The sequence below is a fragment of the Saccharopolyspora rosea genome (genome assembly GCF_025643595.1).
Lineage (GTDB): Bacteria > Actinomycetota > Actinomycetes > Mycobacteriales > Pseudonocardiaceae > Saccharopolyspora > Saccharopolyspora rosea.
Genome location: NZ_CP102826.1, coordinates 465,059 through 477,446, shown reverse-complemented (window position 1 = coordinate 477,446; position 12,388 = coordinate 465,059). Strand labels below are relative to the sequence as shown.

Genomic DNA, 12,388 nt, shown 5'->3' with positions numbered 1-12,388 from the left:
CAGCGATTACCTTCTCCAGCGCCCGGATTCGCCGGGCTAAATCGTCCTGTGTAGACATCACGACGTCTCTTTCCCCTGTGGTGGCACGGTGTCCAGCTCCAGCGAGATCTCGGTCAGACTTTTGTCGGAGCATCCGGTGATGCGGCGGCGATAGGTCCCGTTCGGCAGCCACGGGTGCCCGGTGACGGAGATCAGCGGAGCGTCACCGAGCGACCACTCGTCGAGCTGGGCGCCGGGCTCGCCGAGGCGCAGCGTCGTCTCCCACCGTCCGGACGGGACTTGTCCCGCCGCGAGCACGGCGTGGGCATAGGAATCCAAAACGTCCTGGCGCCGCTCGGCCACGTGCGAGGTATCCACGACGTCGACGGGGGGCGTGCCAGGGCGTTCCGCGGTCGCCACCCCGGTCAGCAGATCGCGGCCTGCCCCGGTGCCCTTAACCCACACCCGGCTCACCGGGGTCCGGCTCCCGTCTACATCCACATCGAGCGGGCCGATCGCCGCCCCGTTGTCCCAGACCAGCTGTGCGTCCTCATCGCCAAGCCGGGGATGCCCGATATCGAGGACCCACTCCAGCCTCCTGCCGCCGTCGACCAGCCGCGGGCGGAACTCGAATTCCGGGCCACCTTCACGCTGCGAAAGATCGCGCACCCTGTCCCACACGTTGGCGAGATCGAATGCGTGGTAGGTGATGCTCTCCGGGCCCGGCTCGGGATCTGGCAGCACGATTGGCAGCTGATAGCCGCGCTGGTCGAGGTTGGCCCGCACCAACTCGACCATCAAGCCCTGAACCGACAGGTTCCGCAAGATCAGGTCTTCACTCGGGTGCGTGACCGCGGTATGTCCACGCGGGTTACGCACGATCCGGCGATCGAACTCCGCGGCCATTCCCGCCCCGGACACGGTGAGCTTGCGTTCCTCGTCGGCGACCTGCCAGGTGCGCACCGGACCGGCCTGCACCACATGGTCTCCGTAGAGAACCGCCCACGAATAGCGGCCGGTTTCGACCCACTCGTGCAGATCCTCGGCCGCACTGCCGCCATAGCCCAAGACAACCTCCGCACTCCACGTCCCGGGCTCGTTGATCCGCCGCTCGAACCGAGGGACGTTGCTAGCACGGACTTCGGAGACGACCTCGCCGTCCGTCGTTCGGAGCACCAACACCCGCCAGTCCTCCACCGCACCCCCACAGATAGCGACCGACCCGAGCACAACTACTCGTGCCCGGGTCGGTCTGCTTGTGTCGTCTTTACGTATTTAGGCCGTTCGGAGTCACCGAGCGCACCCCACCACGATCTGGCAGCAGTTCCGTCTCCCCAGCCCTCCGCGTTCTGATCGCCTCATCGAGGTGCACCAAGAACAGCTGGAGTGCACCGAGGATCGGCTGCGTACCTGGAAAGGCCAGTTCGCCATCGTGCTCCATGCCCCGCAGGTGTTCCGCAAGAGACTTCGGGGTGAGACGTAACCGCAGAGGCCCTTCATCCAGCTCGACGTCCGACCACGTCCTGATCTCGATGTAGCCCTCTTCCGAGGCTCGCACGTCTTGGTCGCTCACCCTGTTCAGGAACTCTGCAAAAACTTCCTGATCGTTCGCTCGATCCAATGGCATCCTGAATCCATCTCGTCACCGTGCTGGATACGCCGTAATAATCTTTTGATCTTGGTTTGCGATTGCCACGATGGGCCGATAGGTGTCGACCACCCTACCATTTGAATCACGAATCTGGACCGGAGCACGGTAAGTCCACGTATCCCTGGCCTTGTCATAGACCGGCGATCCCGGCTCAGGCGCCTTGAGGATCTGTTCGACCGCCCAGTCCGTGAAAGACCGCCAATCGCTGCCTACCACTCCAGCGAGATTTTGCCAGTCCTGCATGTGTCGCGCTTTGATGTGCCGGTACCCGAATCCCTCGGTGCCACAAAGGAGGTTCGAGTTGCCGCCCGCACCCGGTGCGCCATTTCGCGGGAAGGTGCGGACCACCTTCCCGACAGGATCGTTCATGCCGCACGCCGCCCAGATCGCCTTGGGCTGCACGGGGCTGTAGCGCACGCCAGCCACCTCGATGGTGTAACCGGCTTGTTCCTTCTGAGGCTGCACAGTCGCCGCAGGCTTCGCTTCAGCACCAGCATACGGCGCTGCCCCCATCACGGAGAGCACGCTGGCCACGAACACCGCTACCAATGAAGAGGCACGGGTGAATTTTCGCACGATCTCAACCTCCCGATGATCTATCGGACAATTCGGGAGGCTATCGATGCTGGCTCAGCGGCTCAATTGGAAGCCTCGGATCTGAGGAAATGTACCTAGAAGCCTTACGTAGGACTGATCAGCCCCACGGTGTCGGCCACACCTCCACCGACAGCAGGTTGTCGCCGACGTCCGAGCCGCGGAACGCGAAGCCCATCTCCGGGTTGTCGGACCGGACGACCTGGGCGGTGAGGTGGACGTGGGTGTCTCCGGTCAGCGGCCCGTACCGCACGGGCGGCACAGAGTAGACCTGGCGAGTGTCGCCACCGTCGCTGGTTTCGGTGCCTACCCAGTTCACAGCGAGGCCGGTGTTGGGGTCGTGGATCTTCACGTGGACGTCGACGGCGGTGCGTGGGGACTGCCGGAGCACCGCTCGTCCGGTGGGGTAAATCGAGTACGGCACGCCCGGATCGGGCACGGTGACCGAACAGATCTCTCGCAGGGCTCCACCTCCGCGGACCCATAGCCAGTCGCCGGGTGCGGGGTGGGCTGTGTGGCAGGCAGCGTTGTGTACGGCCTGCCAGCCCCCACGGTCGGCGCCGCACCACACCTGGTGCGGGAACCGGCCCGGCGCGTTCACCCACCGCTGCGCCCCCGGGTAGGCGCCCGGCGCACGGTAGGCAGGCGAGCCGGGTTCGGCGTCCGTCTCGTACAGCACGGTCGTCCCGCCGCGGGCGGCCAGGCCCGGCCCGCGCAGGTCGGTGATGGCCTCCGCGGTGATCTCTGTGGCGTCGGCGTTCACCCGGACCTGCGCCAGCGGAATCCACCCGACGCCCTCCGGCTCGGGCCGCAGCGGCACGGTCGGCGAGGGATCGCCTGTCCAGACCTCGATCTGGAAACGTCGATGATGCGAGCACAGGTCTGGGTGCAGGTCGTCGTGGACGCGGGCCACGACGAGGTCGACGCGGTTCATCGACCTGCTGGCCGGGGCCACGCGGAGGGTTACTGTGGCATCCAGGGTGCACACGTACGGCCCGTGGGCGGTGTCGATCACGGCCTGTCCGGGTTGGACGGTCACCGACATCTGCTGTGCGGGCTGCACGCGCAGGGCGGTGTGGGTATGGCCGCCGATGCTGTGGCTGTCCCCTCCTAGTAGCACGCCGGAGGTCACAGCGAGCCGGTCCCCTGCGGCGGGGGTAAGCAGGGCAGAGAGTGCCAGGCGGGCATCGCGCAAGCCGATCTGGCCTTCGACCGCCCACGGGTCCACATCGGACACGGCGCAGGAGCCGAGATTGGGCATGGTGAATCCCCCAAGGTTGTCGGGTAAGAACTGATGATCAGAACCAGGCGAGGCGCCAGGCCGCCTCGACCACTCCAGTAGCGTCAGGATCGCCGTTGTGGTCCAGGTGCACGCACAGCTCGCCGCCGGGTGGGATGACGAACTGCTCGAAGTCAGCCGGGAATGCCACATGCCGGACGGGAGTACGCCCATTGAGCAGCACACGTGGCCCGCCCGGGTCGATCACCACGTGCTCACCAACGGCGATGTTATCGCTGTAGGTGATCACCCCCGCCCGCCGTCCGCGGACGGTCAACGTCGGCCGGACGAGCGGACCGTGCAAGGTGAACATCGGAGCGGTCGGCGCGGTGCCGGGGTTGTGCAGCCGCATGGTGCCGGACGAAGCCCACGGGGCCAACGACACCCCGTGGCTGAAGTCGAGTCCGTCGCCGAATCGGACACCGACTGTTCCCTCGCTGGGCAGCTCGGTGAGGGCCCTGGACCAGTGCAGCCCGAAGCGACGCGGGTCCGGGGCGACGAGCTGGAGCGACCACTCGAACGACGGCACTGCGCTCTCGCCCGGTTTGGTCAGGATCTGATCATCCAGGAAGACATCGCAGACCTGGGGTCCGATCTCGGAATAGCACACCAACGGCGTCGGCTCGTGCGGATCCGAGAGCATGCCGGTCAGCCGGTCCGAGGCGCGACGCAGGGTGGGGAAGTCCGGGGCGAAGGCGTGGCCTTCCAGGGTGATCGTCCGCTCGGCCTTCCAGCCCGGGGTGCGGATCGCGCCGTGCCGGGACAGGTGCGGATGAAGTTCCGCGCCAGTTTTGGGCGCGGCCCAGAAGCCCTCTTCCTTGGTGAGAATCCAGTGCACACCGTGGGAGTCCGGGTGTTCGGCGTCGATGACGATCTCGCCCAGGCTCCAGATCGGTGAGCCGTCCACGACACCTCCTACAAGCGGGATCGAATACGAAGCCGCCGATCGACTGCTGCGGCGATGTGTTCCGGGGATGCGTCTGTACGTGCGTTGACGGTGATCTGCGGCGCGTAGGTCGTCGTGCCGCTGATCTGGTCGCGGTCGGCGGGCAGCGCCGGTCCGGGGCGGGGCGTGGTCGTGTACGGGCGCGCGGCGAGCACGCCGCCCGCGGCCATCCCCCGGGCCTGCTGGTCGCGGGGAATCACGGTGAATCCCATGCGGTTCGCCGCTTCACGGAGGATCGCCCGTGACCGCCCCGAGCCGTTCAGCGGGATGTATGCTTCGTCGCCGCTCATGCGGTCCCCGACGAGGCGCCAGGTGTTGGGCGGGACGACCTGCGCGACCGGCCGCATCGGGGTCAACCCGGCGATGCCCCCGGCAGCGAACGGCCGCACAACGCCGCCGACGGCCTGATGAACCAAAGGCAGCGGGGGTGCGTTCGGGTTCGGTTTCGGCGGTTGGACGGCGTCGACGATCTGCCTGGTGTAGACGGTGAACCAGTGCTGCGAGGGCATCGACGCGATCGCTGCGCGTAGGTTGTTGATCCGCGCGATGGCGTCGGCATCGCCCTGCACGCCGAGAAACACCCGCTTCTCGCCGGGAAGCACCAATACGGCGTTGCCGAAGGAGTCGGTTTCCATCCGCGCATGGATCGCGCCCAACGCGGAGGAGTCGAGTCCGGCGAGGTACTGGCGCAGCGCAAGAGGAGCCTGCGCACCGGCCTGCACGACGAGGTTGGCCAGTGTTTGGTTGTAGGCGGCGGTGGCGAACTGCGCGCGCGTGTCGGCCGACGTCCCGGCGTACTGGGCTTGGGCTTTGGCCTGGGCCGCCTGAGCTGCACGAAGCATCTGCTGTTCCAGCTGCTGATTCGCACTCGTCGCTTGCAGGCTGCCCGCGCCGTACTGGGCAGTGGCCTGCGCGGCGGATCGTTGCGCCTGCTCGACCTGGGTGAGCGCCATCCGCAATGCCAGGTCCTTGTCCAACATGGACATGGCCTGCTGCTGCTGTTCGATGAGTCGGTCGGTATGGCTCTTCGTGGCTTCGGCTGCGGCGCGCTGGGCCGCTTCGACTTCGGCGGTCGCGGCGGCGAGGCGTTGTTGCGCGGCGGTGGCCGCCTCCGAGCCGGGGCCCTGCTGCTCCACGGCCAGGTCGTAGTCCGCTCTGGCCTGGGTCTGGAGCGTCTGAGCCCGTTCCAGTCGCGGCATCTGGGCCAACTTCTGATTCGCCTCGGCACGAACATCCTGCTCGCTGGGGGCGACCACGCTCTTGAGCATCTGGCCGGGACCGCCGAAGGCATCCAGCCAACCCCAACCGGTGAACTTGTTCTGGTCGCGGACTTGGGCCATAGCCTGCTGCGCGGATGCCCCGCCGCGCAGCAGGGCGTCGGCGGCCTCGCTGGCGCTGGTGGACAGGCCGTCGAAGACCAGCGCCAGGCCGCCGATGACGGCCCCGGCGATCGGGATGTATCCGGCGAGGCGTCCGACGGCGGAGAGCACCCCACCGACCGACCGGCCCACCTTCTCGCCTGCGGTAGCGTTGCCGGACAGGTTCGTCGCCAGGTTGCCTACGGCCGTTCCGGCGGTGGCGGCCCGTTCACGGATTCCGGTGATCGTGTCGCGGTAGCGGGTGAAGCCGTCGTAGGCGGAGCCAAAAGCCCCGATCAGACCGCCGACACCCCGACCCAGCGCGACGAATGCGCCTGCGGCCAGTAGCGCGGAGGCGGCCAGCTGAGCTAGGGCCGGATGGGCCTGGGTGAAGGTTCCGACCGCGGACACCGCGTTGCCGACGACCTGCAACAGACCCATGCCCACCGGGGCCAGCGCTGACACCAGGTTCCACAGGCCGACGGCAGTCTCCTTGACCACCCCGCCCAGCGTCTCCAACGCGTCCGCGGCTTGGCCGAACCACACCTGGAGTTGCCCGCTGGCGCGGGCGGATTGGATGAACTCGTTGAACCGCAATGCGGCGGTCTCGATCGTCTCGGCGACCCGCTCGACCATCGGCGTGGCCGCGGCCATCAGCGAGCGGATCGCATCCATGCCCGCCATCCCGGCGTTGCCCAGGTCCGCAAACGCGCGGTTGTTGCCCGCGGTGACCAGGCGCATGTCCTGCATCCACGCCGGGCTGGTGACCATGCCCGCGCCGCGTTCGGCCAGGTCGCCGAACACGCTGCCGGTGGAGGCCAGCGATTCGCGGATCGCCGGGGCCGCACGGACCAGCTGGCCCAACGCGCCCTGGATGCCGGGCAGTAGTGCCTGCTGCACGCCGAAGCGCACGTCGTCCATCGCTGGGAGCAGTTCATCGTGCAGGAAGTAGGCGAAGGCCCGTCCGGCGGGGGCGAGGTTGGCCATGGCCGCGTCGAGCTGGGCCATCTGCGTCCGCATCGCCGCCGCCGACTTACCCGCCGTGTTCTGCGACTCGTCCAGCTCCTTGAGCGCATCCGAAATCCCAGAGAACCCGGCCAGCCCGACACCGACGGCTTGGCCGATCCCGGCCACCACGACCGGCACCGCCGCCAGCCCGGCCGCCGCGGCGGGCCCGGCCGCACCCACGGCGGAAAGCCCTGCGGTGATGAGCGACAGCAGCGTGACCGCCCGCTCCGCACCCTCCACGTCGGCGCGCACCCGCGCCTTGCGGCCGTCGGTGGTGTCGACGTCCTCGCGGATCTCGCGTAGCTTCTCCCGCGCCCCTTCGACGTCGGCATCGAGCAGGATGCGGTCGTGTTCCCATCGGGCTTTCGCCGCCTCGATGGTGGCCTGGGCCCGCTTGACGTCGGCATCGACCTGGACCTGGATCGTGCGCTGTTGCTGTTGGAGCTTGGTGAGTTTCGCTTCCGCCACAGCCATCTCAGCGCTGACATCGACGCCGGTCTTGCGCCGCTGGAGCAACTGGTTGATCTGCTGGCGTACCGGGCCCATGTCGGCCTGCACCGCCAGCTCCCGCGCCCGTCCCTGGGTGCGTGTCTCGTCCATGCGTGCCTGGGCCTGGCGCACGATCGCCTCGGACTCCGCGCGGCGCTGCGCGCGGCGCACCATCGCTCGCGACAACGCCACCTGCGCGCGGCCTTCCTCCGGAGTGACCTCCGTACGCAGCTGGGGCGTGATCTCGCGCAGTGCCTCGATCTCCGCGCGTGCCTTGGCCGCATCCACGTGTGCGGACACCGTGGTGGTCTGCCGCCGTCCCATCTGCTCGCGCACGCCCGAGAGGATGTCGACGGCCTGCGCCCGAAGGCGGGTGTCGCGCATGGCTTCGGCCATCGCGTCCTGCGCAGACTTTGCGGCCTTTTTCGCCGAGCCTGCCGCCGACGAGGCGTCGACCTCGACCGGCACCTGCGCCCGGCGCGTGCGCGCGGTGTTGGCCACCTGCCGCACCGCCGCCTGCACCCGCGGGGTATCCGCCTCGGCACCGACCGGCACCTGCGCCTCGGCGTCCAGCCCCTTGAGCTTGCGGCCGATGTCCCGGTGGAAGTGACGCATGGACGGAACCACCTTGACGAAGGCGATCCCGGCCTCGAACTTACGGACCATGGTGTGAACTCGCCTCCTTCACAGGCTTGTCGGGCAGTAGAGCGGTAGCGAGGTCGCGGTGTTGACGCCGCTCGCGGCGTCTTCGTACCCGCTCAACTCCGGTTTCCGGCCGGGGCACCGGCTGCGGGTTGCGGCGGCGGTGGTTTTTGGAATTGACCTGGGCGTAGTCGGCGCGCAGATGCGCGAGCAGGTCGGCGATGTGGGCCAGCAGCTCCGCCTCCTGACTCCAGGTCTCCAACGGCGGACGAGCCTCCTGCTCCTCGTCGTCGACGGCGAGGTCGAGCAAAGCCTCGGCACGCTGCTCGTCGGCAGCCAGCGCGGCCTGCACGCGGGAAGTGCGCGGCAGCTGCTCCACGAGCCGCAGCAGCCGCGGCCACGGTTGGCGCCCAGTGAAGAAGTCCCGAATATCCAAGCCGAACACGGCGAGCAGGTCGTACTCGACCGCATCGCCGAAGCGGTCAAGCAGGTCGATCAGCTGGTGCCAGAGTCCAAAGGGGCGCTGCCCATCCCGAAATGCTGCGCGATGTCAGAGAACAAGGCGTTGAACACCTCGATCGGCTCGGCCGACACCGCCTCCCACACCCTGTCGAACTGCTCCCCGCAGAGCACCCGCAGCGCCTTCTTGGGCTGGTCACCGCACTCGGCCAACTCCAACAGCTGCCCCGTGGTCAACGGCGCGATCTCCACGACCTGGTCGTCGTCGAGCTGGAGCCGATACGGATTGCTTTTGCCTGCTTCGCTGCGGAACTGGGCGAACCGCCGCACCCTCGTCTGCTTGTCAGACACACTGTCCCCCAGAATCAGAACGTCGTCGTCACGGTGGCGGCCATCCGGCTTTCCCGCCGCGGCCCCGCGGGTTCGGACTCGAAGCCCATCTTGTCCAGGAGCTTGCGCCAGCCGGGTCCGCCGAAGAAGTGCCGGATGCTGTATCCGGCGCCGCTGTCGTGGGTGGCGGTCAGCGTCATGTTCCACACCAACGCCTCGTCATCGTCGGACGACCACGGCTGGTCGTCGACCTCGGAGACCATGGCGCGGGGTAGGAACCGCGCGAGGTAGATGCTGTCCTCGCCCGCGCCGTCGACCGCGAGGGCGAACACCCGCCAGTACTGGGTGGTCGGGCGCGTGGCCTGTGCGAACGACACCTCTCCGGTGGTCGGGTCGGGGCGCACGCCGGAGAGGTCGGTGTTGGTCCACATGCCGATCGTGCGGATGTTGGTCTCCTGCGCGGCGATCTGGAGCGAGGTGACGTCGGACTTGATGTCGCGGCGGGTGGGTTCCCACGCACCCCAGCTGGTGATCTCCGACAGCTCGGTCTCCCTGCTCCAGGTCGCTCCGTCGTCCTTGGAGATCCACCCCAAGTCGCGATACCCCTGGGGCAGGGGGACGAGTTCGGCATCGGGTCCTGTCAGGCGCTCGGGCAGCGGCGCATGGGCGGGGGCGGCGAACACCGACCCCGCCAGTGCCTTGCGGATCAACTCCGACTGCCGCTGCGCGAGGTCTTCGTACGCGGGCACGATGATTCATCCTTTCGAAAGCTCAGGAAATGGGGCGGCGCATGGTCAGCACGTAGGTGGCCACGACTCGGCGCACGTGCGGGTCCTCATCCGGCACCTGCTGCGGGGCCACCTCGACCCCGGCCCGGTCAATTAACGCCCCGTCGGCCGCAGTCCCGCCAGCGTTAAGCACCACCTGACGGACTTGCTCGGCCAGCTGCCACGCCTCGTGCCGGGTCAGCGCTAGACACGAGATCTGCACCCGGGGGTGGTCGGTCACCCCGTTGTCGTGCCCGCCGGAGCGGTGCACCTGCACGATCGGTGTGGTGATCTCCGGTGGGGTGACCACGTAGGCCGGGGCCAAGCGCTCGACCAGCGCCATCGCCACCCGCTCCGCGTCGGGAAATGGGCGGTCGTCGCGGTACACGGCCGTCAGCCTTCCGCTGCGGCGCGCGCGAGCACGTGGTGCGCGCCCTCTACTCGGGTGTTGCCGAATTCGACCGCCGCCGCATATGGCGCTTGTGCGGACACCTCGCCGACCCACCTGCGGTCGGTCCAGTGGTGGCTTAGGTCGGTGGTGATGCTGGCGCGGTAGCGGCCGGTGCGATGCGGAGCGATGGCACGCGCCCGGTTGGCGACGTGCTCGGCCTGCGCCCGCACGACCATGCCGAGCCGCTGCGACCGCAGGAACTCGATCGTCTCCCGCCGGTTCATCCGGTACCTCACAGATCACCTCCTGGTCATCCGGTGACGCGCAGCAGCTGCGCCACCACACCCGGCCGCCACCCGGTCCACGGGTGAGTCGGTGCCGAGGGCGTGCCGTCGACACGAAACACCTCGCCGCCCGGCAGGACGACCTCGTCATCGGCGCGCACATCCGCCGTGGACGGGGCCAGCAGGCGCAGACGTGTGAACACCTGCTGGCGAAACTCGTCTGAGGAGGTCCACGACGAACGGGTCAGCGACGACCCCGACCGCATCACCGTCGAGCAGCCAGGGACGGTGAACTCCGCAGTCACACGCCGGTCGCCGAACTCGTCGGTGGTGTAGCGGCGCACCGTCACCCTGATCGGAAACAAGAACGGAGTCACCACGGCACCTCCCACGCCGCCCGGCGCGGCAATACCGGGGCGACGGTGAACAGGCCGCTGCGCACGCCGAGCATGCGCCACTCATCCGGCCGCAACTCCAGAAACCCGGACGCCGCCCGGGTGTCGTAGTCCACCGAGTACGCCTCAGCCGACTGCGACCGGATCCCGGCCGGGTTGCGCAGCACCCGGGCCACCGCGGCGGCCTCCACCAGAACGACCACGTCTTCGGCTAGGCGGCCTGTGGCCAGGCGGGTGTGCAGGTCAGGAATCCGGGTCTGGATCAGCGTCTCCGCGTCGGCGAGAAGCACCTGTACCTGCGTTACCTCGGCTTCTGCCAGCTCCCTGCCGAGCCGCAGCGCCACGTCCTGGGGTGTTGCTACCGCCATCGCCGTCTCCCTGGTCGTCGGTTGGGCACGGCTGGGCGTCGGCATCGGTGTAACCGACCGCGACCAGCGCCGACACCAGTGGGCCGAACACGTGGATCTCGCGGCCGGTCGGTGCGATCAAGCGAGCCATCGGCCTCACCGGTCCCCACGCGGCTGGGGCTGCGCGGCCGGGGGCTGCTCGCCCAGCTCCGGGTTCTGCCGCGTCGGCGGCTGCTCGGGCAGCTCGGGATTCTGGCGCCGCGGGTCTTCCGGGATCCAGGGCCGGGGTTCCATGCGGGAGATGCGCACGCCGAGATCGGTGATCCGCTGTTCGTGGTCACGCAGGATCGCCCGGATCGTGTTGTGGGCCTCGATGTGGCCCTGGTCCCCCTCGTGAAGTTCGGGTAGGGCGTTGATGTCAACCAATGGTCAGCTCCTAATCAGGCAGCGGCGGCCACGTGGGGCGGTGGCGCCATCTCGTAAGCGACGAAGGCGGTCGGGTCGTTGACCAGCCAGCCGAAGGTGACCTCCACGAGGTAGGCGACCTGGTTGGTCTGCCAGAGGTTGATCTGCTGGCCGTCGACCTCGATCGTTCCGACGTCGGTGCGCTTGAGGGTGATCGCGTCGGCGTAGCCGTAGACGATCTGGCTGAAGTCCCCGGCGAACATGCGAACGCCGGTATCGCGGCTGGCTCCGATGCGGCCGGGCACGGCCTTGCCGTACTCGACCCGCACTCCGGCGATCGAGTCGAACTGGTCAGCCAGGTTCAACCGCGACTGGAACACCTGGTTTCCGTTGTGATCGCGGGCGGAGATGAACTGCGGGCGCACCCGCTCGTCGGCGGCGAACAAGCTCAGGTCCGTGTCGGATTCGGCGAGCATCGTGTAGCCGGTCATGATGTCGGTGTAGATGTCGCCACTGAGCCAAATGCGGTTCGGGGTGGCGTTGACGTAGCTGTTGAGCTCGGTGCCCAGCAGCGGAGCGCCGGTGTCCGGACGCCGGTTGTGGAACACCGCCAAATCCACGCCGCGACCGATCGCTCGCGACATCTTCGACTGGAGGTCGCGGTAGAACGGCAGCGGGTTGGTGCGCTCCCATTCGGCCGAGGCGGTGACGATGGTCGCCAGCTTGATCGGGCCGAAGCTTTTGTGCCCCCAGCTCACGCCGGACACGGGCTTGGCATAGCCTTCGCGGTCCTGCGGGCGGGTGCCGACACCAACCTGGCCGACCTCGGGCTCCACGCCGTCGACGCGGATGATCGTCTCGCCGTAGCCGACCGGGACCCGGCGTCCCACGCGGAGCACGAGCGAGGATTCCTGAGCCTCGCGGAAGATGTCGTCGACGATCTGCCGGGGCACATCGTGGGATTCCAGGTGCGCCATGCGCAGCTGGTGACGACCGTCGGCGAGGGTGGGGTTGGTGGTGGGCTCGTTGGGGGCGATTTCGTTTTCGAACGCCACAGGCCCCTC

15 protein-coding genes are annotated in these 12,388 nt (G+C 68.2%); all 15 read right to left on the bottom strand.

Features of this window, described 5'->3' with window-relative positions; all coding sequences use genetic code 11:
- Nucleotides 1-57: 57 nt before the first annotated feature.
- Entirely contained in the window at nt 58-1,047 is a 990-nt protein-coding gene (locus NV263_RS02345) for a hypothetical protein (RefSeq protein WP_263250717.1), read from the bottom strand.
- A gap of 199 nt (nt 1,048-1,246) precedes the next feature.
- Nucleotides 1,247-1,606 carry a hypothetical protein gene (locus tag NV263_RS02340; RefSeq protein ID WP_263250715.1) on the bottom strand — a complete coding sequence of 120 codons (360 nt, stop codon included), beginning with the start codon at nt 1,604-1,606 and terminating at the stop codon, nt 1,247-1,249.
- 15 nt (nt 1,607-1,621) lie between these two features.
- On the bottom strand, nt 1,622-2,206 hold the full coding sequence (locus NV263_RS02335; protein WP_263250713.1) for a hypothetical protein: 585 nt from the start codon (nt 2,204-2,206) through the stop codon (nt 1,622-1,624).
- Between the two features lie 118 nt (nt 2,207-2,324).
- Complete coding sequence (locus NV263_RS02330; RefSeq protein ID WP_263250711.1) at nt 2,325-3,461, bottom strand: hypothetical protein; 1,137 nt, start codon at nt 3,459-3,461, stop codon at nt 2,325-2,327.
- Between the two features lie 61 nt (nt 3,462-3,522).
- A complete protein-coding gene (locus NV263_RS02325; protein ID WP_263250708.1) occupies nt 3,523-4,410 on the bottom strand; it encodes a phage tail family protein in 888 nt (295 codons plus the stop codon).
- Nucleotides 4,411-4,418: 8 nt separating this feature from the next.
- The gene (locus NV263_RS02320; protein ID WP_263250706.1) at nt 4,419-7,970 is read right to left on the bottom strand and encodes a coiled-coil domain-containing protein; all 3,552 of its coding nucleotides are present in this window, start codon (nt 7,968-7,970) and stop codon (nt 4,419-4,421) included.
- Complete coding sequence (locus NV263_RS02315) at nt 7,960-8,391, bottom strand: hypothetical protein (protein ID WP_263250705.1); 432 nt, start codon at nt 8,389-8,391, stop codon at nt 7,960-7,962. The genes NV263_RS02320 and NV263_RS02315 overlap by 11 nt, the downstream gene beginning before the upstream one ends.
- A 50-nt stretch (nt 8,392-8,441) precedes the next feature.
- Nucleotides 8,442-8,756: a hypothetical protein gene (locus NV263_RS02310; RefSeq protein WP_263250703.1), complete on the bottom strand. Its 315-nt coding sequence runs from the start codon at nt 8,754-8,756 to the stop codon at nt 8,442-8,444.
- Between the two features lie 14 nt (nt 8,757-8,770).
- Nucleotides 8,771-9,484 carry a phage tail tube protein gene (locus tag NV263_RS02305; protein WP_263250702.1) on the bottom strand — a complete coding sequence of 238 codons (714 nt, stop codon included), beginning with the start codon at nt 9,482-9,484 and terminating at the stop codon, nt 8,771-8,773.
- Between the two features lie 22 nt (nt 9,485-9,506).
- Nucleotides 9,507-9,890: a tail completion protein gp17 gene (gp17, locus tag NV263_RS02300; RefSeq protein ID WP_263250700.1), complete on the bottom strand. Its 384-nt coding sequence runs from the start codon at nt 9,888-9,890 to the stop codon at nt 9,507-9,509.
- Between the two features lie 5 nt (nt 9,891-9,895).
- Nucleotides 9,896-10,189: an HK97 gp10 family phage protein gene (locus tag NV263_RS02295; protein ID WP_263250699.1), complete on the bottom strand. Its 294-nt coding sequence runs from the start codon at nt 10,187-10,189 to the stop codon at nt 9,896-9,898.
- A gap of 14 nt (nt 10,190-10,203) precedes the next feature.
- A complete protein-coding gene (locus NV263_RS02290) occupies nt 10,204-10,557 on the bottom strand; it encodes a hypothetical protein (RefSeq protein WP_263250698.1) in 354 nt (117 codons plus the stop codon).
- Nucleotides 10,551-10,940, bottom strand: a complete 390-nt coding sequence (locus NV263_RS02285) for a phage Gp19/Gp15/Gp42 family protein (RefSeq protein ID WP_263250697.1) — start codon at nt 10,938-10,940, stop codon at nt 10,551-10,553. The genes NV263_RS02290 and NV263_RS02285 overlap by 7 nt, the downstream gene beginning before the upstream one ends.
- Nucleotides 10,941-11,075: 135 nt before the next feature.
- Nucleotides 11,076-11,345, bottom strand: coding sequence for a hypothetical protein (locus NV263_RS02280; RefSeq protein WP_263250695.1), 270 nt, complete (start codon nt 11,343-11,345; stop codon nt 11,076-11,078).
- 14 nt (nt 11,346-11,359) lie between these two features.
- Nucleotides 11,360-12,379 carry a phage major capsid protein gene (locus NV263_RS02275; protein ID WP_263250693.1) on the bottom strand — a complete coding sequence of 340 codons (1,020 nt, stop codon included), beginning with the start codon at nt 12,377-12,379 and terminating at the stop codon, nt 11,360-11,362.
- Between the last annotated feature and the right edge of the window lie 9 nt (nt 12,380-12,388).